This window comes from Suicoccus acidiformans, from assembly GCF_003546865.1.
Classification (GTDB): Bacteria; Bacillota; Bacilli; order Lactobacillales; family Aerococcaceae; genus Suicoccus; species Suicoccus acidiformans.
The window spans coordinates 1-21,766 of record NZ_CP023434.1; the positions used below are offsets into that span (position 1 = coordinate 1).

At 39.8% G+C, this 21,766-nt stretch carries 20 protein-coding genes and 1 pseudogene; 13 read left to right on the forward strand and 8 right to left on the reverse strand.

From position 1 onward, the window contains the following. From recF to dnaA, 4 genes are all read right to left on the reverse strand, one after another. On the reverse strand, positions 1 to 1,116 hold the full coding sequence (gene recF, locus CL176_RS00005) for a DNA replication/repair protein RecF (protein ID WP_118989461.1): 1,116 nt from the start codon (positions 1,114 to 1,116) through the stop codon (positions 1 to 3). 4 nt (positions 1,117 to 1,120) lie between these two features. After that, the gene (gene yaaA / locus CL176_RS00010; RefSeq protein WP_118991529.1) at positions 1,121 to 1,351 is read right to left on the reverse strand and encodes a S4 domain-containing protein YaaA; all 231 of its coding nucleotides are present in this window, start codon (positions 1,349 to 1,351) and stop codon (positions 1,121 to 1,123) included. A 235-nt stretch (positions 1,352 to 1,586) separates the two neighbouring features. Beyond that, complete coding sequence (gene dnaN, locus CL176_RS00015) at positions 1,587 to 2,759, reverse strand: DNA polymerase III subunit beta (RefSeq protein ID WP_118989462.1); 1,173 nt, start codon at positions 2,757 to 2,759, stop codon at positions 1,587 to 1,589. Positions 2,760 to 2,924: 165 nt separating this feature from the next. Beyond that, the gene (gene dnaA, locus CL176_RS00020) at positions 2,925 to 4,283 is read right to left on the reverse strand and encodes a chromosomal replication initiator protein DnaA (protein ID WP_118989463.1); all 1,359 of its coding nucleotides are present in this window, start codon (positions 4,281 to 4,283) and stop codon (positions 2,925 to 2,927) included. A 450-nt stretch (positions 4,284 to 4,733) separates the two neighbouring features. Between dnaA and rpmH the strand changes: the two genes are divergently transcribed. The 4 genes from rpmH to jag all read left to right on the forward strand — a co-directional run bounded on the left by rpmH (position 4,734) and on the right by jag (position 7,212). Continuing rightward, positions 4,734 to 4,868, forward strand: coding sequence for a 50S ribosomal protein L34 (rpmH, locus tag CL176_RS00025; protein WP_118989464.1), 135 nt, complete (start codon positions 4,734 to 4,736; stop codon positions 4,866 to 4,868). A 139-nt stretch (positions 4,869 to 5,007) separates the two neighbouring features. Further along, positions 5,008 to 5,355, forward strand: a complete 348-nt coding sequence (gene rnpA, locus CL176_RS00030) for a ribonuclease P protein component (RefSeq protein WP_118989465.1) — start codon at positions 5,008 to 5,010, stop codon at positions 5,353 to 5,355. A gap of 12 nt (positions 5,356 to 5,367) precedes the next feature. After that, positions 5,368 to 6,216 carry a YidC/Oxa1 family membrane protein insertase gene (locus CL176_RS00035; RefSeq protein ID WP_118989466.1) on the forward strand — a complete coding sequence of 283 codons (849 nt, stop codon included), beginning with the start codon at positions 5,368 to 5,370 and terminating at the stop codon, positions 6,214 to 6,216. A 15-nt stretch (positions 6,217 to 6,231) separates the two neighbouring features. Then, positions 6,232 to 7,212, forward strand: coding sequence for an RNA-binding cell elongation regulator Jag/EloR (jag, locus tag CL176_RS00040; protein ID WP_118989467.1), 981 nt, complete (start codon positions 6,232 to 6,234; stop codon positions 7,210 to 7,212). 56 nt (positions 7,213 to 7,268) lie between these two features. Here the strand turns inward: jag and CL176_RS00045 are convergent, their stop codons facing one another. After that, on the reverse strand, positions 7,269 to 8,306 hold the full coding sequence (locus tag CL176_RS00045) for a serine hydrolase (protein ID WP_162890732.1): 1,038 nt from the start codon (positions 8,304 to 8,306) through the stop codon (positions 7,269 to 7,271). Further along, entirely contained in the window at positions 8,303 to 9,250 is a 948-nt protein-coding gene (locus tag CL176_RS00050; RefSeq protein ID WP_118989469.1) for a serine hydrolase, read from the reverse strand. Before CL176_RS00050 ends, CL176_RS00045 begins: the two co-directional genes overlap by 4 nt. A gap of 614 nt (positions 9,251 to 9,864) precedes the next feature. Between CL176_RS00050 and mnmE the strand changes: the two genes are divergently transcribed. From mnmE to CL176_RS00070, 4 genes are all read left to right on the forward strand, one after another. After that, positions 9,865 to 11,244 (forward strand): tRNA uridine-5-carboxymethylaminomethyl(34) synthesis GTPase MnmE, encoded by a 1,380-nt coding sequence (gene mnmE, locus CL176_RS00055; protein WP_118989470.1) that lies wholly within the window; start codon positions 9,865 to 9,867, stop codon positions 11,242 to 11,244. Positions 11,245 to 11,251: 7 nt separating this feature from the next. Continuing rightward, positions 11,252 to 11,746, forward strand: a complete 495-nt coding sequence (locus CL176_RS00060; protein WP_118989471.1) for an NUDIX hydrolase — start codon at positions 11,252 to 11,254, stop codon at positions 11,744 to 11,746. Between the two features lies 1 nt (position 11,747). Beyond that, positions 11,748 to 13,658, forward strand: a complete 1,911-nt coding sequence (mnmG, locus tag CL176_RS00065; RefSeq protein WP_118989472.1) for a tRNA uridine-5-carboxymethylaminomethyl(34) synthesis enzyme MnmG — start codon at positions 11,748 to 11,750, stop codon at positions 13,656 to 13,658. A gap of 64 nt (positions 13,659 to 13,722) precedes the next feature. Then, positions 13,723 to 14,322, forward strand: coding sequence for a DUF6568 family protein (locus CL176_RS00070; RefSeq protein ID WP_118989473.1), 600 nt, complete (start codon positions 13,723 to 13,725; stop codon positions 14,320 to 14,322). 32 nt (positions 14,323 to 14,354) lie between these two features. Here CL176_RS00070 and CL176_RS00075 read toward each other — a convergent pair whose 3' ends face one another. Then, positions 14,355 to 14,990: a GntR family transcriptional regulator gene (locus CL176_RS00075; protein ID WP_162890733.1), complete on the reverse strand. Its 636-nt coding sequence runs from the start codon at positions 14,988 to 14,990 to the stop codon at positions 14,355 to 14,357. A gap of 222 nt (positions 14,991 to 15,212) precedes the next feature. Here CL176_RS00075 and CL176_RS00080 point away from each other — a divergent pair, with 222 nt between their 5' ends. Then, entirely contained in the window at positions 15,213 to 16,106 is an 894-nt protein-coding gene (locus CL176_RS00080) for a hypothetical protein (protein ID WP_118989475.1), read from the forward strand. A 154-nt stretch (positions 16,107 to 16,260) separates the two neighbouring features. Then, positions 16,261 to 17,687: pseudogene (locus tag CL176_RS00085) on the forward strand (IS3 family transposase). 242 nt (positions 17,688 to 17,929) lie between these two features. Here the strand turns inward: CL176_RS00085 and CL176_RS00090 are convergent. Continuing rightward, on the reverse strand, positions 17,930 to 19,141 hold the full coding sequence (locus CL176_RS00090; RefSeq protein WP_118989476.1) for a cobalamin-independent methionine synthase II family protein: 1,212 nt from the start codon (positions 19,139 to 19,141) through the stop codon (positions 17,930 to 17,932). Between the two features lie 227 nt (positions 19,142 to 19,368). Between CL176_RS00090 and rsmG the strand changes: the two genes are divergently transcribed. From rsmG to CL176_RS00105, 3 genes are read left to right on the forward strand one after another with little or no spacing between them, the layout of a single operon-like run. Then, on the forward strand, positions 19,369 to 20,091 hold the full coding sequence (gene rsmG / locus CL176_RS00095; RefSeq protein WP_118989477.1) for a 16S rRNA (guanine(527)-N(7))-methyltransferase RsmG: 723 nt from the start codon (positions 19,369 to 19,371) through the stop codon (positions 20,089 to 20,091). Between the two features lie 12 nt (positions 20,092 to 20,103). After that, entirely contained in the window at positions 20,104 to 20,868 is a 765-nt protein-coding gene (locus tag CL176_RS00100; RefSeq protein WP_118989478.1) for a ParA family protein, read from the forward strand. Further along, positions 20,858 to 21,745 (forward strand): ParB/RepB/Spo0J family partition protein, encoded by an 888-nt coding sequence (locus CL176_RS00105; protein ID WP_118989479.1) that lies wholly within the window; start codon positions 20,858 to 20,860, stop codon positions 21,743 to 21,745. The genes CL176_RS00100 and CL176_RS00105 overlap by 11 nt, the downstream gene beginning before the upstream one ends. Positions 21,746 to 21,766 lie beyond the last annotated feature (21 nt).

Here is a 21,766-nt window from a genome sequence, read left to right on the forward strand (position 1 = left end):
TTACTCTGAATATATTTCGCCGTTTCTTACTTTAAGTATCTGCGCTTTATTTAATGCGTCGAGTTCAATTCCTTGAATACTGGCCGTAGTTAGAAAGGTTTGAACCTTTGCTTCAATGTGCGACATCAGAATATGTTGCCGGCCATCATCTAATTCTGAAAGTACATCATCTAAGAGTAGCACCGGATACTCTCCAGTTAATTGTTTCAGTAATTCTGTCTCAGCTAATTTAAGGGCGAGTACAATCGTTCTTTGCTGACCTTGTGAGGCATAAAATTGTGCATTATTCTCATTAATCAAGAATTCTAAATCATCGCGATGAGGTCCATATAAAGTGACCCCTCTTTCTTTTTCGCGCTCTTTAGCTTGATTGAATAAATCTTGATAAGCATCTTTCAACTCCGACTCATCTATCCCATTAAGTGTAGAATGATTAGCTTTGTAGGATAGTTCCAATATATCCCTGCCTTTAGACAACTCTGTGTGAATAGGTTGAGCCAATTCTTCCAAAGCTTTCACGAAACGCTTTCGCTCTTGGATTAAGATCGTCGCTTGATCAATGAGTTGCTCGGTCAACACAGCAAAATAAAGCTCATCAAACGTTGAACGATAACCGAATTCTTTTAAATAACGATTTCTTTGTTTTAAAGTTCGGTTATAGTCTAAAAGCGTTTGTAGATAAAGCGGCTGAGCTTGGCCTAACTCGGCGTCGATAAATTTTCGCCGCCCCCCTGGAGAACCTTTAATAATTTGCAAATCTTCGGGTGCAAACAAAATAACATTCAATTTACCTATAAATTGACTCAATTTCTCTTGTTCTAAATAATTAACTTTCCCAATTTTACCTGCTTGTGTCAGGTGCATTTCCAAAGGAAATTCATAATTTTTCGTTTGAATAAGTCCAGAAATGATGGCCTGGTCAGTTTCCCAGCTAATCATTTCCCGATCTTGATTCGTTCGGTGACTCTTGGCTAAAGACAATAAAAAAATCGCCTCAAGTAGATTGGTTTTTCCTTGGGCATTCTCGCCTGTGATAATCGTCAAACCATCTTGAAACGATAGGGATAAATCTTCATAATTTCTAAATTGCTTTAAATGCAGTTCCTTTAAAAGCATAACTCTAGCCTTCAGCTGCTTGAACAGTTAAGATGATTTCTTCATTTGGAATCTCGACTGTATCACTAGGATAAATCTTTCGACCTCTACGATCTTCTAACTCGTCATTAACATAGACCGCAAATTCATATAAGTACCACTTAGCCATCCCACCACTTTGAATTACATCTTCTAACTTGAGTAGCTGTCCTAGAGTAATAAATTCTGTATCAATGTAAACAGATTTTTCTTCCATTTTATCACCCATTTAGTTAATTTTCTAATTTATATTATACCAAAAGTTTTCTAATTATTCAAAAAAGGCTTATTTTTTTGCTTTATAGGCGTTTAATCCAAAATAGATAAAAAAGCTTCAAAGAATATTCAGACGCTTGTAGGGCTTTTTTGGTAGCATATTGTATATTATCAATTTAAATAAAAATCCAGTAAGGCTTCTTTTAAATTTGAAGCGCCTTACTGGATTTCTTAATTTAGTGTGTTCGAATAGGTGTTAGGATTTGAAGGAGACTGTTATGTTTCGCATCTTCGACTTCTTCCTCATTGTCCTCTTCGTATGTTGCAGGTGATAGTAGCATTGGACGAATAGCTGATTGAATATCAATATGAATATCAACACCTTCGAAACTTTTAAGTGCTTCTTTCATATAATCCGGGTTAAAGGCAATGGTCGTTGGACTTCCTTCAACTGCCTTCACTTCAATATGTTCTACACCTTCACCTCGCTCATTGCCTCGAACATACAGAGAAACTATCTCATTATCAAAAGATAGTTGGACCACATTATTCTTTCCTTGATGACTAATTAGGCTCGCTCGATCAATAGCTTCATGGAAAGTATTAGAATTAACCGTAATTCTCGTCTCATATTCTGTAGGAATAAGACGATCTGTCTCGGGATAATTCCCTTCGAGCAGTCGAGAGTAGATAATTACGTTATCCACAAAGAAAATAATTTGCTTATCTAGGACAAGCATTTCTATTATTTGGTCATCTTTAACAATCCGGGTTAACTCTACAACGGATTTCTTTGGAATTGTTAATTGATCAAAGCCAAGTTCTTCCTTTGTTTCAGTCATTGAAACGTCACGTTGACTTAAACGGTGACTATCTGTTGCAACCCCGCGGATAAAACCTTCTTCTGCGACAAGATGTAAACCTGTTAAGACAGGCCGACTTTCTTGATTGGACGCTGAGAAGATTGTTTGATTGACCATGTTTTTGAAGGGGATGGTTGGAATAATCAAACGAAATTCCTCGCTATAATCGGGCAAACGTGGATAAGCTGATCCATCTTGTCCGATCAAAGTAAAGTGCGCTTTACCAGATGTAATAAGTGTTTGGTTTTGTGCATTACTTTCGATAGTTACCTGTCCTGTTGGAAGTTTACGGACAATGTCACTAAATAAGCGAGCAGTTAATACAATACTGCCAGTTTCTTCAATTTGAATATGATAGGTTTCATCTTCTACATATAAAGTACTTTCAATCGAAATTTCTGAATCACTACCCGTTAGGGTTATTTTGTCTTCTTCTACAGAAATCTTAATGCCTTGTAAGATTGGAATCGTTGCTTTTCCTGATACGGCTCGTCCAACATTAGTGAGCTGCTCAAGAAAAGGTAGACGATTAATTGTAAATTTCATGTGCGGACTCCTTATCTATAAATTAAGTATATATAATTTAGTAATAGTAGTAGGGGTTGTTGATAATGTGCAAAACCCACTGTAATAGGATGGATTTTGCCTTTTACTTGTTATTAACATGTGCATAACAAGTAGGGGTTATCCGAAAGTTATGCACAGGCATGCTTATTCAAACTTTTCGCGAATGGTTGCAACGTCTTCACGCATCTTTGAATCGTCAGCTAGCGCTGTTTTGATTTTGTCATAAGCATGAATGACGGTTGTATGGTTTTTATTACCAAATTCTTCACCAATTTTAGGGAATGACAAGTTGGTTAATTCCCTAGCCAAATACATTCCGATTTGACGCGGTTCGACGATGGTTTTAGTGCGTTTCTTTCCTTTAATGTCTTCTACTGTAATGGCAAAATACTCTGCCACCGTCGAAATAATTTCAGTACAAGTTACTGCTTTTGGCTCTTCATTCTCAACTAAGGTATGTAGCGCTTGGGAGGCTAGATGAATTGTAATTTCTTCGCCATGAATAGTTGAATAGGCGAAGACCCGAATTAAGGCACCTTCAAGTTCACGAATATTGGTATCTACATTGTTTGCGATATATGTTAGGACATCGGAACTAATGTCAATTCGCTCATTGCTAGCTTTTTTGCGGAGAATAGCAATTCGTGTTTCTAAGTCTGGTGGGGTAATATCCGTCGATAGCCCCCATTTGAAGCGACTAATTAAACGTTCTTCTAAATTATTAATATCATTGGGTAGACGATCGCTGGTTAAGACAATTTGCTTTTGGCAATCAAATAAAGCATTGAAAGTATGGAAGAACTCTTCTTGGGTTTGATCCTTATTTGATAAAAATTGAATATCATCGACGAGTAAAACGTCACAATTCCGGTATTTCTGACGGAATTCATTGGTCGATTTATTTTGAATACTGGAGACAAAATCATTCATGAATGCTTCACTGGTTGCATAGCGAATGGTTGCTTCAGGATTTTTGCGGCGAATTTCATTGCCAATGGCCTGCATTAGGTGAGTTTTACCTAAACCAACTCCACCATATATAAGGAGGGGATTGTAGGTTACGCCTGGTGAATCAGCAACTGTCATAGCAGCAGCACTGGCTAAATCATTGTCCTTACCAATGACGAAATTATCAAAAGTATATTTCGGATTTAATTCGGATTGGCCTGCGTAGCTATCTGTTTCAATAAAAGTCGTTTCCGTTTGAATGGAAGCTGTGGGAATTGGCGTGGGAACATCGTTTATCGCCGTTTCCTTAGGGACAACCATGAAGATGGGTTCGTATTCTACACCATATAACTCTAAACTTCTTTGTAAGATATATCCTGCTAAGTTTTTCTCCCAATAATTTTTCGTCAAGGCATTGGGGACGGATAAGGTGATGGAACTTTGGTCCATTCGAATGGGTTTTACAGGTGTGACCCAATTTGTATAGGATGCTGGAGAGAGTATTTGTTTAAAGTATTGATCCATTTCGTTCCAGAATAATTCTTTTTCATCCATAATTTTCACCTCACTTTGCACAGAAAAAAGATACATCTATTTTAACAAGAGAAAGAGTTTTCCACAAGCTATAAATAAGTTGAATGAGTATCCACATATCCACTTTCGAGTTATCAACAGGGGAACTGATACTTGTGCATATCTGTAATGCTAGTCTATTATCCACAGGTTATGCACAAACCAGATGATTATTCCTACAAGGTTTACGCGAGTTATGAACAGTCTGATGAAATAGTTGTACTCAGTTGTGGATAGTCGATATATGTGGATAAGTCTGTGAAGAAACCTGTGGATTAGCATACTTGTCTAAGAAAGACTTGTGCATAATTATCAAGGGGACTGTGGATAAGTCTTGATCATGGAAATTTCTCAATAAAGCCTTGACTTTCCCAGCAAGCTTCTATAAAATATCTGGGTATTGTATGTAATTAAAACTAGGAGGTGTACCACATGAAAAGAACTTATCAACCAAAGAAACGCCAACGTAAGAAAGTACACGGTTTCCGTAAACGTATGAGCACCAAAAATGGTCGCAACGTATTAAAACGTCGTCGCCAAAAAGGTAGAAAAAAATTAGCATCTTAATTCCCAAAGGTTCCTCTTGCAGGGCCTTTTTTTGTTTTTCGTTAGTTAAATAAACTAATCTTAGGATTCTATTGTTAAATACGTCTAACTTTAGTTATAATAAAGCTTAGTGAATGTAGGTAGAGTGGAGAGGTTTGATTTGAAAAAGGCATATCGAGTTAAGAGTGAACAAGATTTCCAGAAAGTATTTCATGAAGGGAGATCTGTTGCCAATCGTCAATTAGTTTTATATACCTATCCTAAAATAGGACAGACACATTTTAGAGTGGGTTTATCGGTTGGCAAGAAGATGGGGAACGCTGTGAAAAGAAATCAAATTAAGCGTTATTTACGTCATGGACTAATTGAATTGGAGCCCTATATAGAAAATGAGTGGGATTTTCTGTTGATTGCCCGACCGGATATTCGAAACAAGAGCTATGAAGAAATCAAACACTCTATTCAACATGTCATGAATTTAGCAGGAATCATTCACAAGGAAAAATAACTGGAGGTTCATATGAATCATAAGAAAACATGGCAGAAACTTCTGCAAATTTCAACATTATTAATATTAGTATTATTCTTAACAGCTTGTTCATCTTCTCAGGAACCCCTTGGGCCAAATAGTACAGGCTTTTGGGATCAGTATATCCTTTTGAATCTGTCACGTTTTATTATTGGCTTATCGCATATATTGGGTGGCAATTATGGAATAGGGATCATTCTCTTTACGATCATTGTGCGAATTATTTTATTGCCTTTAAACAAAATACAGATGGATTCGCAAAGGCAAATGCAAGAATTACAACCTGAACTTGACGCAATTAAGGCGAAGTATCCGAATCAAGACCGAGAATCCATGGAGAAATTGCAAGAAGAACAGCTGCAGTTGATGGAAGACCGGGGCATTAATCAGTGGACCAGTCTGCTGCCTTTACTGATTCAACTGCCAGTTATGATGGCCCTATACCAATCGATTATAAGGACCGAAGCATTAAGACAAGGTTCCTTCTTATGGGTCAACTTAGGTCAGCCTGATCCATTCTTTATCTTACCTATCATCGCGGCTATTCTAACTTTAGTAAATACATATTTGACGATGAAATCCAATCCATCTCAGAATAGTGCTATGAAGTGGACGATGTACTTTATGCCACTCATGATTTTATTCATTTCTGTTGGATTACCAAGTGCGATTACCCTATATTTGGTAGTATCCAATGCCTTCACTGTAATCCAAACCTTAGTTTTCAACAATCCATATAAGATTATCGCTGAACGTGAAGCGAAGGAAGTAGCAGAGAAGGCTAAGCAAAGAGAGTTACGTCGCCAATTACGCCGGGCAACTGGTAAGAAGAAACGCTAAGAAAGGAGACGGAGTATGTTAGATAATTTTGTAACGGTACGCGCTGAAACAACCGATTTAGCCATTGAAAAGGGCCTAAGAGAATTAGGTGTCGAGCGAACTGAAGCAGACATTCATATTATCACTGAAGGCAAAAAAGGTCTTTTCGGCTTTGGCAAACAAGATGCAGTGGTAGAAGTTCGTCGGAAAGTTGATATCAGTTTATCTGAGTTGACTGAAGAGTTGGAAAAAGAAATGGAACAAACGGAACCAGCCGAAATTGCAGAAGTAATCACGTCAGACAAGGAAGTCAAGCCATTAACAGAAGATTCGGCGGAAACGGACAGTGTGAATCCTGATGATGAGCCAAGTGAGATACTTGCAACAGAGTTCCTTGAATCGGAAGACATAGAAGAGTCTACTGAGGAGCCTGTGAAAGCAACGGACTTGGATACGCATTTAAAGCAGCCGATTGATACCTTGCTAGAACAGACCGATCTACAAATTAAATCATCTGAAGAAGCCACTACAACAGCTGACAACTTATCCTTAAGTGAGCAACTGGATTTAGCGACACAGAAAGTAGTTACTTACTTGGAAGAAGTTATTGATGCATACGGAGCTCATGCACGGGTTGATGTTATGCGTGAGGGGCGTGAACTTAACTTTAATATAGATACGGATAAATCAGGCCTCATTATTGGTAAACACGGTAAAATTATCAATGCCTTACAAATCCTTGCCCAAACACTTTTCCAACAGAATTACAGTAAGCGGATGGAAATTATCTTAAATGTTGGTGATTACCGCGATCGTCGCAATGGTGTTCTTGAGCAAATGGCAGAGCGAGCATCTGAAGAGGTGCTTCGAACGAAAGGTAGCGTTAAATTAGATTCACTACCGGCCTATGAACGTAAGCAAGTTCATGCCTATTTGGCTAAGATACCTAATGTCAGAACCCACTCCGTTGGGAAAGATCCGAGAAGATTTCTAGTTGTTGAATATGTCGAAGATTAACGATTAAAGCATAAACAAGCCCACAAAGGTAATCATACTTTTGTGGGCTTGTTTGTTTATGAGGATAAGTGATTGACATAAATCCACTCATTTATGCGTAAGTTCAAGACACTGAGCAAGCGGTAAGCATTCGGGACGTTATCGGTAAAGACAGTTAACAAATAGATAGGTTGATTATCGAGGAAGTAAATCCCTGCATCGTTCACGACCTGATCGACTTGCCCGTATTTACAAGCCATACCTTCGGTGAGATAGGCTGATAATAAACGGGGTTCTTCAGCATTTAACATATCTTGAATAAGGGATTCGTAGGTATCTGGATCGTTGGCAACGCGGTACAAGCTGCTAAGGGTTTGATAGGCGGTCATATAATTATCTCCTTGATAATTTGCTGGAAGAGGATCGATATTGCCAAAATCAGCTAAGGCTTTCTGGAAAGCTGCCCAAGTATCAAAGCGATAAAAGACTAAACGCCAGGCTGCAGCGTTATGTGAGTGCTGAATTGATACATTCATCAGCTCTTCTAGCGTATTATGTCCGTAGCCACTTTGTGCGGGGGGCATGCCTTGTTCTTGATATGGGACAGTTTCGGGTATGACACTCTCCTTGGTGAGTTTCCCTAACTTAATATCTTCTAAATACATTGCCACCAGGGGAAATTTGTAGATACTGCCAGCAATACGTGGTGTATTGGCATTAATATAATAAGTTTCACCATCTAAATAATTATAATAAGCGAGCGAAATATTGTGTTCTTGAATAGCTAATTCTTCTAAAACTTCCTGAATTAAAGTTTCTAAGGGCAAGTCTTTCAGTTCATCTAAGGCGGCAGCTTCTACCCCATCCGCTTGCATCCGTGTGTAATTGTAAGGAATATTAAGGGATTCATCTACAAGCGTTTCTATTTGCTGATAAGATACACGTTCAGACGTCGACACTTCATTAGTAGAAGCGACAGTGATTGATGATTCAATAGATACTTCCTTATCGAGACTTCTGTTTTCATGGATAAGGCTGATAAGTGTGGCGCCGATTAGCAGCGTCAATATGAAGGTACAAATTTCCTGCCAATAAGATATTAGCCATTGCTTCATTCTTTCATCACCTGGCTTCTTGTCCATTCAGTGACCCTTAAGGCAAGTTCTTCGATAAATGGGTCCGCCTGAGCAACATTTTCGGTCAGGACAGTGAGTGTATAAATTGCTTGATCGTCTTCATAGTAAATACCAGCATCATTAATCATTTCATCAATGCGGCCATATTTGTTTGCCATCCCTGTTTGAATATAAGATGTGAAAAGTTGAGGAGGCTCTGCATTGTGCATTAAGTCAATTAAATAACCGTAAGTGTCAGGATTATTGGCAACTTTGCGTAGGCTATTATCAATCTCTACAGCCGTCATATAATTGTCACCGTAATACTCAATAGGTAATTCATAGTACTCGCTAAATTCAACCAAAGCTTCTTGAAAACCTGGCCAGGAATGAAATAAATAATAAAGCAATGTCCAGGCGGAATCATTATTAGAATATAAGATTGATTCATCCATAAGGGTCTGTAGACTTGCCTCAAAGTATCCTTGAGAACCATCGGGGCTTTCGTAAGGGACAGTATTAGGAATAATCGTATCAAAGGTCAAGTTTCCGGCTTGAACCTCTTCCAAATAGATGGCAACTAGTGGAAATTTGTAAATACTTCCAGCAATACGGGGTTGATGTTCATTTAAGAAGAAGCTATCGCCATCAACCAAATTAGTATAAGCGATAGAAAGGTTCTCCGGATTGATTTGATAGTCTTCTATCAGTTGATATATTAAGGCATCGATAGAGTCAAACTTATCAACATCAAGGGGTTCTAAGCCATTCACGCGCATCAGAGCTTCATTATAAGGACTGGTTTCATCTTCACGATTTAAATAAGATGACATAATACCTGATTCTTTCACCAATTCCTCTGCCTGCACTTTAGTACAAGGCAAGATCAGAAGTAGGCACCAAAGGTAGCAACTACTTAATAAATTATGTAGTTTAATTTTCATGTAAAATCCCTTCTTTTAATATAGTCATTGAAAGTATTATACATGATTTTACCTAGGTGCTCTATTTCAAGCTTCCCAAATCAATCCTGTAGTACTTATCTATCCTCAAAAAACACAAAACACAGGCATATAGCGCTTTCCACTTAGTATATTCAAGTCAATTTCCATACACTTCCTCCCAGCTGACCATTAATAAATCAATGACTGCTATCTTTTCTAGGTTAAACAACCTTTCAAAGCGAGTCCACTTCTATAATTATACAATACTAGCTTCTCAAATAACTTAATATTTTAACTGTAGAAAAATAGTACGCTTTTTCATCCATCTGATAAAACATGATAAAAGCTGGTATAACAAACTTTGATAAGATTTAAGACCCGGGAAGTGTCAAAGCTGTGATGATGCATGACTTGACATATGTGTTCTACCTTAAACTTTTATAACATACAGTGCCAGTACACGTCAAAATATCTTGCAGAGGTAGAGGAAATATGATATAGTCTTTGTCGAAATAAGAAATATAGCAGTCAAAGTGCTAACGACCCTGAAGGAACTATCTTTGGGGGAGTTTAGGCACTTTTTTTATTGGAAATTTTAGGAAAGGATGAATCGAATGTACGTTGCTGATACGATCGCAGCGATTTCTACCGCCTTAGGGGAGAGTGCCATTGGCATTGTTCGTTTGAGTGGTGAAGACGCTATTAAAATTGCTAATTCCATCTATCAAGGAAAAGATTTAAGTCAAGTCGACTCACACACTATTCATTATGGCCACATTATAAAGCCTCAGACAGCTCAAATTGTGGATGAAGTGATGGTGTCGGTGATGCGAGCACCGCGGACTTACACCCGAGAAAATGTTGTGGAAATTAATTGCCATGGTGGTGTAGTAGCAGTGCAACGTATTCTCGAGGCAACCTTAGATGCCGGGGCTCGATTGGCTGAACCTGGCGAATTTTCTAAGCGAGCTTTTCTCAATGGGCGGATTGACTTGTCCCAAGCTGAAGCTGTAATGGATTTAATTCAAGCTAAGACTAATAAGGCGATGGACGCTTCCTTGGACCAGTTGCAAGGCTCATTGTCCCATAAAATTACTAGTTTGCGCCAACGGATGTTAGATACATTAGCCCAAGTGGAAGTAACCATTGATTATCCCGAGTATGATGATGTAGAGGAGTTGTCCACCCAAGAGTTGCAGCAAACGGCCGAACTCGTCCAAAAGGAAATTCAAGCCATTATGCATCAAGCTCAAAGTGGTCGTTTGTTCCGGGAAGGCATTCAAACCGCAATTATCGGTCGTCCGAATGTGGGCAAGTCAAGTCTCTTGAATGCACTCACTGGCTTTGAAAAAGCGATTGTGACGAATATTGAAGGGACAACACGGGATACAATTGAAGAATATGTTAACGTTCGCGGAGTTCCTCTGAAACTCATTGATACTGCGGGAATTCGTCAAAGTGATGATATAGTTGAGCAGATTGGTGTAGAAAAATCCAAAAAAGCCATGGATGCCGCTGATTTAATTATTTTATTACTGAACCAGGCTGAAGCTTTAACAGATACTGATAGAGAGTTGCTCGAATTAACGAAAGATCAAACACGGATTATTCTATTGAATAAGCAAGATTTAGCCCCTGTCCTAAAGCTGGACGATTTAAGGCCTTATGCTGATCAAGAAGAGATCATTCAAACATCTATGTTGAACGAATCAGGCTTAGATGCTTTAGAAGCTCAAATAGAAACGAAATTCTTCAGTGGCAACATTGAAAGTAAAGACGTTAATTATTTATTAAATACCCGTCATACCCAACTACTGAAGCAAGCAATTCAAGCTTTAACGGAGGTACTTGAAGGAACCGAGTTAGGCCTTCCCGTTGATTTAATTCAAATTGATTTTACCCGGGCCTGGGATTTATTAGGGGAAATTACTGGTGAAAGTGTACAAGATGAGCTGATTGATAAATTATTTAGTCAGTTTTGCTTAGGAAAGTAGGGATTTGATGGCGAAATTAGCGACTATTTGTTATATCGATAACGGTGAAGGTTTTTTGTTACTTTATCGCAATAAGAAGGCTAATGATATCCACGAAGGGAAATGGATTAGTGTTGGTGGGAAATTTGAACTGGGCGAGACACCGGAAGCGTGCGCTATTCGGGAAATAAAAGAAGAAACAGGTTTAACGGCTACGAATCTTGATTTAAAAGGCATTATTACCTTCCCAAACTTTCAACATGACGGTGAGGATTGGTACAGCTTTGTCTATCGCGTCAGGGAATTTACGGGTCAATTGAATAAAGATAGTGACGAAGGTCGACTCGAGTGGATTCCTTATAATCAGATTCTGGACATGCCGACTTGGGAAGGGGATTACATTTATTTGCGCTGGATTTTAGAGGATGCGCCGTTCTTCTCCGCCCAATTTACCTATGATGAAGCAGAAAATTTAGTGGATCACTCGGTAGTGTTTCACGGAAATGAAACAAAGGAGGTTTAAGATGGAGAATTTTGTTGCAGGTCAGTATGATGTAATCGTTGTTGGAGGGGGGCATGCTGGGAGTGAGGCTGCTTTAGCATCCGCTCGTATGGGCATGTCGACTTTGATGATTACGATGAATTTAGATATGATTGCTTTTATGCCGTGTAATCCATCGGTAGGGGGACCAGCTAAAGGTGTAGTCGTCCGAGAAATTGACGCTTTAGGTGGTGAAATGGGTCGCAATATCGATCAAACATATATTCAAATGCGTCTATTGAATACCAGTAAAGGTCCTGCTGTACAAGCTCTAAGAGCCCAAGCAGATAAAGATGCTTACAGTCGCCAAATGAAGCATACACTTGAACAGCAAGAGAATTTATCGCTACTTCAAGGGGTTGTAACCCGCCTTCTTGTGGAAGAGGATTCACGGGTAAGTGGTGTGGTAACCCAAACGGGAGCTATTTACCGCGCTGAAGCCGTTATTTTAACGGCCGGAACGTATTCGCGTGGTAAGATTATTATCGGTGATTTGTCTTATGCATCCGGCCCGAATAATACCCTACCGTCCCTTGAATTATCTGAGCATTTGCTTGAATTGGGGATTGAACTCACTCGTTTCAAAACCGGAACCCCACCAAGAATCCATCAAGATAGTATTGATTTTGATGCAATGGAAATACAGCCCGGAGATACCCAACCGAATCATTTCTCTTACTTGACGTCGGATGAGGCTTTCGATGAAGCGAGCGTTCCATGTTGGCTTACACATACGAACAGTCAAACGCATGCGATTATTCAAGATAATCTTCATCGTGCGCCAATGTTTACAGGAATCGTCGAAGGCGTTGGAGCCCGCTATTGCCCTTCCATTGAGGACAAGATCGTACGCTTCAGTGATAAACCCCGGCACCAAATCTTTATCGAACCTGAAGGTCTACATACGCAGGAAATGTATGTGCAAGGTCTGTCAACGTCCTTGCCTGAAGATGTACAAGTAGCGATGCTTCAAACGGTTCGCGGTTTAGAAAAAGCACAAATCCTTCGTCCTGGTTATGCCATTGAATATGATGTGGTAGTACCCCATCAGCTACACTTGACGTTAGAGCTGAAAGATTTCCCTGGTCTTTATACTGCTGGTCAAATGAACGGGACGAGTGGCTATGAAGAAGCGGCTGGACAAGGTTTGATGGCCGGTATTAACGCTGCCTTAAAAATACAAGGGAAGGAACCATTGATTTTAAGACGGGATGAAGCTTACATAGGCGTTATGATTGACGATTTAGTGACCAAGGGCACAACGGAGCCATACCGTCTCCTCACCTCCCGAGCAGAGTATCGACTTTTATTACGCCACGACAATGCTGATTTACGCCTAACACAATACGGTCATGATATTGGCCTCGTAAGTGAAGAACGCTACGACACCTATCAAACCAAAAAACAAGATATCGAAACAGAACTAGAGCGTTTAAGTCATACGCGCATTAAACCTTCCACACCAGGTTTAACTGAATTATTTGCCCGGGTAAACTCCTCTCCTCTAAAAGACGGCATTCTAGCTTATGATTTATTGAAACGCCCTGAAATTAAATATGCAGACTTAATTTCAATCATTCCCAAAGACGGCGAGCCTTTAGAGCGTCAGACAGGAGAACAGGTTGAGATTCAAATTAAATATCATGGCTATATTGAGAAAGCAGAACGAAAAGTTAGCAAAATGCAAGCCATGGAGACCAAAGATATACCTGAAGATATCGATTGGGATGCGATCGATAACTTAGCGACCGAAGCACGCGATCGGTTGAAATTAATTGGACCGACGACGCTTGGGCAAGCTAGCCGGGTCAGTGGGGTTAATCCAGCAGATATTGCTATTTTGTCAGTCTATTTATCCCAAGGCAAAAGTAGAATTGCTCGGGTCTCTTCTTAATTCGATATTTATTCTGCCTTATATTCATGCTAAAATAAAGCTGAGTAAAAACGAGGTGAAAAACGTGAAATTAAAACATGTCTTATTAGTCTTAGGCTTAGCTTTAAGTGTTGCGTGCCAAAGTTCTGAAAACACGCCATTAAATAAGGTAGGTGGGCTGGTCGATGAAACAGCCGAAGTGCAAGAGTGGCAGGAAGGCCTAGTGCAAATTTCAGATGATATGCAATTGAAGGAGCTGTCCACAGAAGAGAAAGAGACCTTATATGCTGAATTAGATCAAATTCACCAATCAAATAATGATAGCCGAACGACTTTGAATTATAGCAAGGTAGAGCCGATTGCTGAAATGGGTGAATATACGAAATTAATTATTGATTCAGCTGAGACGGCACAGTTGATTTATGTGGGCTATGATGCATGTCCTTTCTGTAAGGCTTTTATACCTAAATTAAATATGCTAGCACAAACTTATGACGTACCGATTCATTATTATAATACGCATTTGCGTTCTGGAGATTCCAATTACGAAGAGGTTATGTCAACATTCGATGTTGAAACAGTTCCCCACGCATTTAAAATTGAAAAGGGCGATATTACGGCCCTCGTCAATCATACCCATACTATGGCTGAATTAGAGGCCTTTGTTAAGAGTTTTAACGAATAAAACCTTTGGAGTCGCTTGACTCCAAAGGTTTTTTAGCTGAAGCTATGTAAGGATGCATCGTCTTGAATATTGTGCATTGTATTCGTTAAATGACTGGCTAAGGCTTCTTTGGCAGCAGTTAAATTCTGTGCTTCGATTTGATCTAAGATGGCAAGATGCTCGTTAATAGATGCTTGTGAGCGTTCTTCAACTTTATGAGAATAACGGCGATAGCGCTCTGTTTGACCATTCAGCATATCTAAGATATTAGCTAAACGTTGGTTCCCTGAATTCTCAACCCATAAGGCATGGAAATTTAAATCGATTTTATAAGCCTCACTGTATGTAAAGTTATCTTCGAGTAAATCATATTGCCTGCGTAAACTGTTAATTTCCTCTTGGGTAATTTTGGTGAAACTTTCTTCGAGGGCGAGAGTTTCTAAAGCAATGCGGACAGTGAAAATTTCCTCAACGTCATGTTGGTTGATTTGGCTGACAATGGTTGTCCGAGATGACATATTAACGACTAGTCCATCTTGAGCTAGACGACGAATCGCTTCACGCACTGGAGTACGCGACATACCGAGCTGTTCTGCTATATCCGTTTCAATCAAGGGCGTACCCGGAGGTAATTCTTGGTTGACAATTTGTTGGCGTAAAACTTTATAAGCTTTTTCTTTGAGGGTCACATTCACACACCCTTTCTATAGTTATTCTGAATGTGTCTAGTTTAGCACATTTAGACAAGAATTGTATAAAAAATAGGACAAAATTACTTAAAAAAGCAAAATTCTCTAGTAACGCAAAAAGTGCGCAATATAAGCATATTCAAAAGTCATTTCCAAAAGTATGGCGAAATTATGTTAAAATTAAACTAAGATGTCTTTAGCCTTCAAAAAGGAGCGATTAAAATGCGTCACTTCAAGGAAATAGCCGCTAGCTTTATTGTGGCAATCTGCGTTGTCTTAATGGTTCAGGTAAATCAAAGTTACGGGCAAGGCTTCTTTATCAGTCCTGAAGGGATGGATGTCAGCTCAGCGTTAGCAGAAGTACAGGATTTGCCGAAGGAAATTCAAGGTTTTTGGACTTATGATGGTGATGTGATTGATCAAGAGATGCTTCTAAGAGGCAATCAACTGGTTGTTCGGGATGAGTATGCTGGGACGATTTATTATTCGATTGAACGGGTGAATGCTTTAGATGACCAAGTATATGCCTTGCATTGGGATCCTGATAGTTATGAAGATCGCTATGGTGCGCAAGCTAGAGAGGATATGGGCGAACCTCAGCCTTTCGTATTCCAATATAATGAGGCAGACGATACTTTAACTACCGAGAATTACGCGGTATTTGAGCGGGATTATATGCAAGAAAGTCTGTTATTAATCAAGACTTTCTTAACTGAAAATCAGCCAATTAATCAACGTCATTTAACAGAAGTGGATGAGCAATTCTTATATGAAACTTACCAAACATTAACCGATAGTATTGATTCAGATAGTGAGCTTTATCAAGCCTTGTACTCTGCAATTTGTGAAGAATACCCTAGTCTTGAATTACTTACTGGGGAAGACTATGAGCGTTACGGGCAAATTGTCCAAATATTTGAAAGTTCCAATTCACGACTTGGCTTAGTGCAATTGAATCAAGCGAATCCTAGGAAGGTATTATCCTGGGCACAAGCTTATGACTTACAGCAAGATAGGGAAGCAATGGTTCAGGATTTGACGCCTCATATCGAAGAAGCGCTGATGGCTTATTTGGAAGCAGAGTTTAAAGCTCAGAATGTTTTAAGGATACCGTAAGTCGTTGCTGATATAGCTTAATAAAAAAGCGATCCAAAGATTGGAGTGCCCCCTGTCAAGTAGACAGATAAAAATGATAATTTTTGAACCACACTTCTGGTGTACTGCCCCCCCAAATGTTAGACAACAAATCTAACATTTAGGGGGTATTGTTATGTCTAAATATACATTGGATATCAAATTACAGGTTGTCGCTGATTATGAAGCTGGTGTTGGTGGTTATAAAACACTTTCTAAGAAGTACGCGATTGGTTCAAGTATTATCAAGCGCTGGATCCATAATTATCAAGACTTTGGACCCGAAGGGCTCTATCTTAAATCGACAAAAACCTATTATCCTGTTGAAACCAAGCTAAATGCGATAGAATTGTACTTAACAACAGAGTTAAGCTATCGTGAAGTTGGGGTTAAGTTCGGGATTAACAATCCGAGCCTTATTGCCAACTGGCTTCGGACGTTTAAGAAAAAGGGCATCGATGGCTTATCAAAATCGATAGGGAGTCCACCGACGGTGTCAAAACAAGAAAAGAATACGCCTAAAGCGCAGAATACAAAGACTGAGACTGATATCAATGCCCTTCAAGAACGCATTAAAACGCTTGAAGCTACCGTTGAACAATTAGATATCGAGAACAAATTTTAAAAGAATTGAGGAGGTTGCGGGAAACAAAAAAGAGGTGACACAAGAAGGCTTAGTGCGCGTCATTCGCAGCCTCCATAAACAAAATGATTACACACTCACCAGCATTTTAAAGGCGGTTGGGTTTCCGAAAGCCACTTATTATTACCAACTAAAGTGTCTGGAAAGGCCCGATAAAGATCAAGCTATCAAAGACGACATTTTAGCGATCCGCGAAGAACATAAAGACTATGGTTATCGCCGGGTTCACGCTGAATTAAGACGCCGCGGCTACCAAGTTAACAAAAAGAAAGTGCATCGGTTAATGAAGGAGATGAAGCTGCAAGTTACCTCTTTTACTCGGAAATCACGTAAGTATAATTCCTATAAAGGCGAAGTTGGCACCATTGCGCCAAACCGCTTAAACCGACGGTTTAAGAGCAGCATTCCACGTCAAAAAATTCTCACCGACACAACCGAATTCAAATATTATGAAACCGACAGCTCTGGTAATCTTCAAATTAAGAAGTTGTATCTTGATCCATTTTTGGACCTCTTTAATCTTCAAATTGTCAGTTACAAGATCTCACACCAACCCAATAAGGAGAGTATAGATGGAAGCCCTAAAAGACGCCGTTCGTGCCACCGATGATTGTGAATTCAGACGCACGTTCCACTCGGATCAAGGTTGGGCCTATCAAATGGAAGACTATCAAGACCACTTAAAAAATCACGCCATCTTTCAAAGTATGTCACGAAAAGGAAATTGCCTAGATAACTCGCCGATGGAAAATTTCTTCGGGCTGATGAAACAAGAAATCTACTATGGCAAATATTACCGCAGTTACGAAGAGTTGAAGGAAGCCATTCAAAACTATGTCCGTTATTACAATGAAAACCGGATAAAAGAAAAATTAGGATGGTTAAGCCCTGTTGAGTATTTGGAGAAATATGCTTCCTAACACGTCCAAGCGTCTCACAGCTGTAAAAGTTTATCAAGAGCCGCTAACGCTCCTTCTCTTGACAAACTTCCACAGCTGATGAGTGAGGGTGGTCAAGGACGGAAGCCAGATTCTAAGCCTATAAAAAAGAGAGCAGCCTATAAAGGTCAACTCTCTCTAAAATATTGTCTAACTTTTGGGGGTCAAAATATTTGGACCGCTTTTTTGCTTAGATGATTTTTGGATTTTTCGACTTTTAAATTTTAGCCAAAGAGTCTATGGGATGCAATTTCTGCCCCTTTAACTAAAGACTCTAATTTCGCCCATGCAATTTGTTCGTGAATACGTCCGCCAAGTCCGCAGTCGGTTGAGGCAATTACATTCTCTGGTCCGACAATCTTTGCGAATCGTTCAATGCGGTCTGCCACTAATTCAGGGTGCTCGACGATATTTGTCGAATGTGAAATGAATCCAGGGACAATCTTTTGACCAGGTTTTAAGCGTCCTTCTTTCTCCCAGACTTTCCACTCATGGGCATGTCTTGGACTAGATGCTTCAAAGGAGAAGCTTGCTGCGTTTACTTGTAAGCACTGATCAACAATATATTCAAATGGAATATCTGTCGTATGCGGACCATGCCATGAGCCCCAGCAGATATGTAAGCGAACGAGTTCTGGGTCAATCCCTTTAAGTGCCCGATTAATCGCTTCAATGCGAAGTTGGAGCCAGTTTTGGAAGTCTTCTACGGTTGGTTCTGGATTAATTTGGTCCCAAGCTTCAGCTAAATCAGGTGCATCGAGTTGCACAATCAGACCAGCATCTGTAATGGCTTTATATTCTTCATGCATTGCATCAGCTACAGCATTCAGTAGAGCTTGTTCGTCATGATAGTAGCGGTCTTCGAGACGGGCTGCAGAACCCGGTGATATAGCGGCCATAAAGCCTTCTTGGATATTGTGACTATTCATGGCTTGCTTTAATAGGGTAACGTCTCTTTGAACTTGATCTTGACCGATATAGGTGACGGGACCTGAGAAAGCAGGGTTATCGACTGTAGCTCGTCGGCTGAGAATACCACTTGCTGGATCTTCATAAGCTTCTCGGAACTTTTGGCGATCGCGTCGATCTGAAAAGTTCGTTAAGCGAATCTTGCCTGGTTCTGAGCGAATAGCTTCTTTCTTTGCCCAACGGTCTTCCCCCGTCATCTCTAAGCCACCTAAACGATAGAATGAATAATTCCACCAAGCACCGTAGTCTACCGGGCCAGATGTAATATGGCCATATTCCCCATCATTAACTTGATCAATGCCAATTTCTGCCTGCTTTTGGACAACGTGATTGACTGAATTTTTGAGGATTTCATTGAAATCATCTTCAGAGATTGTACCGTTTGAACGTTGCTGATTTGCTTCAAGTAAACGTTGGGGTCTTGGCAGTGAACCCACATGTGTTGTAATAATTTTATTAGCTGTCACACTATCCCTCCTCAAATTTTATCTATTATACCACATAATTAATTTTTAATGAGTGTAAGTTTAGAAAAACATGAATAATATTTTTGAGATTTGCTTGAGGAATATCTGTGATAAAAAACATAGGAAATTTGTAGGATTTCATTGCTATTATAAGAAATTTACGTTAAAGTAAGTAATGCGTGAAACATTATTTTGTTTCACAATATAAGCTTTAAAGGAGAATCTCAGTGAGAGTAGATGTATTTATTGAAGCTTTAAAGAATAAAGGTATTCAACTAACTGAAGAACAAGTGGCACAGTTTGAACGCTATTATCAAGAATTAGTTGAATGGAATGAGAAAGTTAACTTAACCGCTATTACAGTCAAAGAAGAGGTTTACTTGAAGCATTTCTATGATTCATTAATGCCACTTTGGCTGACACCTGAGGTATTTGAAAAGGCCAATAGTTTGTGTGATGTTGGTGCTGGAGCAGGTTTTCCAAGTATTCCCCTTAAGATTGTTCGTCCTGATTTAACGATTACCATCATCGATTCGCTCAACAAACGAATTCAATTTCTGGATCATTTGAGCGGAGTATTAGGATTAAGTGATGTGTCGGCGGTACATGCTCGAGCGGAAGAAGCAGGCCAGAATGCTACATACCGGGGACAATTTGACATTGTCACTGCCCGGGCAGTAGCTAGTTTGAATGTATTAACCGAATTATGTATTCCATTAGCACGTAAAGGCGGTCACTTCATTGCGTTGAAAGGCCAACAAGCTGAAGAAGAGCTCAAGGAAGCCCAAGGAGCCATTCGCCAGCTCGGGGCTAAGTATATATCCAGTGACTCAGAGAGCTTGCCAGGAGAAGAAGGCCAACGTACAATCATTACCATTCGAAAAACCTTAGATACACCTAACAAGTATCCAAGAAGACCTGGTAAGCCAGGTAAACAACCATTAAAGTAGAGGAGGAAGATCATGGGTAAGATGATTTCCATCGGAAACCAAAAGGGAGGCGTCGGTAAAACAACGACGACAGTTAATTTAGGTGCTGCCCTTGCAACCTTAGGCAAGAAGGTCCTTATTATTGATTCAGATTCCCAAGGGAACGCCACCAGTGGCTTAGGTGTGGAACGAGGCACCATTGAAGTGAGTTTATATGAAGTGCTCATTGATGGCGTAGATATTGAAGAAGCGATTGTACCTACGTCACACGAAGGGTTGGATATTGTGCCGTCAAACATTCAACTTGCTGGAGCTGAGTTAGAATTGGCTAGTATGCGTGGCCGAGAATCCCGCTTAAAGAATGCGGTCGCTTCCATACGCGATGACTATGACTATATTCTAGTTGACTGCCCACCATCTTTAGGGCAATTATCTATTAATGCTTTTACAGCAAGTGATACGATAATTATTCCTGTTCAAGCTGAGTATTATGCTTTAGAAGGACTGACCCAACTATTAAATACGATTCGCCTCATTCAGAAATCTTATAATCGTAATTTCCGCATAGAAGGCGTATTAATTACAATGCTGGATGCGCGGACGAATTTAGGCTTTGAAGTCGTCGATGAAGTGAAGAAGTATTTCCAAGAGAAAGTATACGAGACAATTATCAAACGAAATATCCGCCTATCTGAAGCGCCTTCCTATGGTTTATCTATCATTGATTACGACCCGAATTCAAGAGGGGCGAAGATGTATTTAGATTTAGCAAAGGAAGTGATTGCTAATGACGAATAAAGGTAAGAAGCGAAGCGGCTTAGGCCGGGGGATGGATGCACTGTTCTCACCTTATGAAGAGACACCCAGTGAACACGAGATTGTCGAAGAAATCCAACTGTCAGAAATCCGCCCTAATCCTTACCAACCTAGGAAACACTTCGATGAAGCAGCTTTGAATGAATTAGCTGAATCGATTAAACAGACGGGTGTCTTTCAACCGGTGATTTTAAGACAGTCATCGATTAAAGGCTATGAGTTGATCGCGGGAGAACGTCGGGTTCGTGCGAGCCGAATGGCCGGCAAAGAGACGATTCCAGCTATTGTTCGCCAGTTAGATGAAGAGCAGATGATTGAAATTGCTGTAATTGAGAACTTACAGCGTGAGGATTTGAGTCCTTTAGAAGAGGCGGAAGCTTATCAAACCTTGATGGATAAACTTTCTTTAACGCAAGCAGAAGTTGCGGAAAGAATCGGTAAGAGCCGGCCATATATCGCCAATTATTTACGCTTATTATCTCTCCCGGACAAAATTAAAGCCTATGTCACTGATGAAGCACTTTCGATGGGTCAAGCGCGAACCTTATTAGGCTTAAAAGATAAGGAACAGATGTTACCGCTCGCTAAGAAAGTCATTGACGAAGATTTAACAGTGCGTCAAGTCGAAGAGTTAGTTCAATTATATAACCAGAAGCTACAAGGCAAACCTAAGGCGAAGAAGGAGAAAACTACCAAGCAGAAGCCGGCCCATATTATTGAAATAGAACAACAAATGCAAGATTATTTCGGAACGAGTGCCCGAATTCAACAAAAGGGCGACCAAGGCAAAATTGAAATTGAATATTTCTCTGAGTCGGATTTAACCCGCATTCTAGATTTGCTTGACATTCAATTGTAGTCTCTATAATATGACAAAAGC

Bases quoted from the DNA above. Each gene is read 5' to 3' on its own strand.
- CL176_RS00100 (WP_118989478.1), top strand. From the start codon at position 20,104: ATGGGTAAGATGATTTCCATCGGAAACCAAAAGGGAGGCGTCGGTAAA.
- rpmH (WP_118989464.1), top strand. From the start codon at position 4,734: ATGAAAAGAACTTATCAACCAAAGAAACGCCAACGTAAGAAAGTACAC.
- CL176_RS00050 (WP_118989469.1), bottom strand. From the start codon at position 9,250: ATGAAAATTAAACTACATAATTTATTAAGTAGTTGCTACCTTTGGTGC.
- yaaA (WP_118991529.1), bottom strand. From the start codon at position 1,351: ATGGAAGAAAAATCTGTTTACATTGATACAGAATTTATTACTCTAGGA.
- CL176_RS00080 (WP_118989475.1), top strand. From the start codon at position 15,213: ATGCGTCACTTCAAGGAAATAGCCGCTAGCTTTATTGTGGCAATCTGC.
- CL176_RS00045 (WP_162890732.1), bottom strand. From the start codon at position 8,306: ATGAAGCAATGGCTAATATCTTATTGGCAGGAAATTTGTACCTTCATA.
- mnmE (WP_118989470.1), top strand. From the start codon at position 9,865: ATGTACGTTGCTGATACGATCGCAGCGATTTCTACCGCCTTAGGGGAG.
- CL176_RS00035 (WP_118989466.1), top strand. From the start codon at position 5,368: ATGAATCATAAGAAAACATGGCAGAAACTTCTGCAAATTTCAACATTA.
- CL176_RS00060 (WP_118989471.1), top strand. From the start codon at position 11,252: ATGGCGAAATTAGCGACTATTTGTTATATCGATAACGGTGAAGGTTTT.
- recF (WP_118989461.1), bottom strand. From the start codon at position 1,116: ATGCTTTTAAAGGAACTGCATTTAAAGCAATTTAGAAATTATGAAGAT.
- jag (WP_118989467.1), top strand. From the start codon at position 6,232: ATGTTAGATAATTTTGTAACGGTACGCGCTGAAACAACCGATTTAGCC.
- dnaA (WP_118989463.1), bottom strand. From the start codon at position 4,283: ATGGATGAAAAAGAATTATTCTGGAACGAAATGGATCAATACTTTAAA.
- CL176_RS00105 (WP_118989479.1), top strand. From the start codon at position 20,858: ATGACGAATAAAGGTAAGAAGCGAAGCGGCTTAGGCCGGGGGATGGAT.
- dnaN (WP_118989462.1), bottom strand. From the start codon at position 2,759: ATGAAATTTACAATTAATCGTCTACCTTTTCTTGAGCAGCTCACTAAT.
- mnmG (WP_118989472.1), top strand. From the start codon at position 11,748: ATGGAGAATTTTGTTGCAGGTCAGTATGATGTAATCGTTGTTGGAGGG.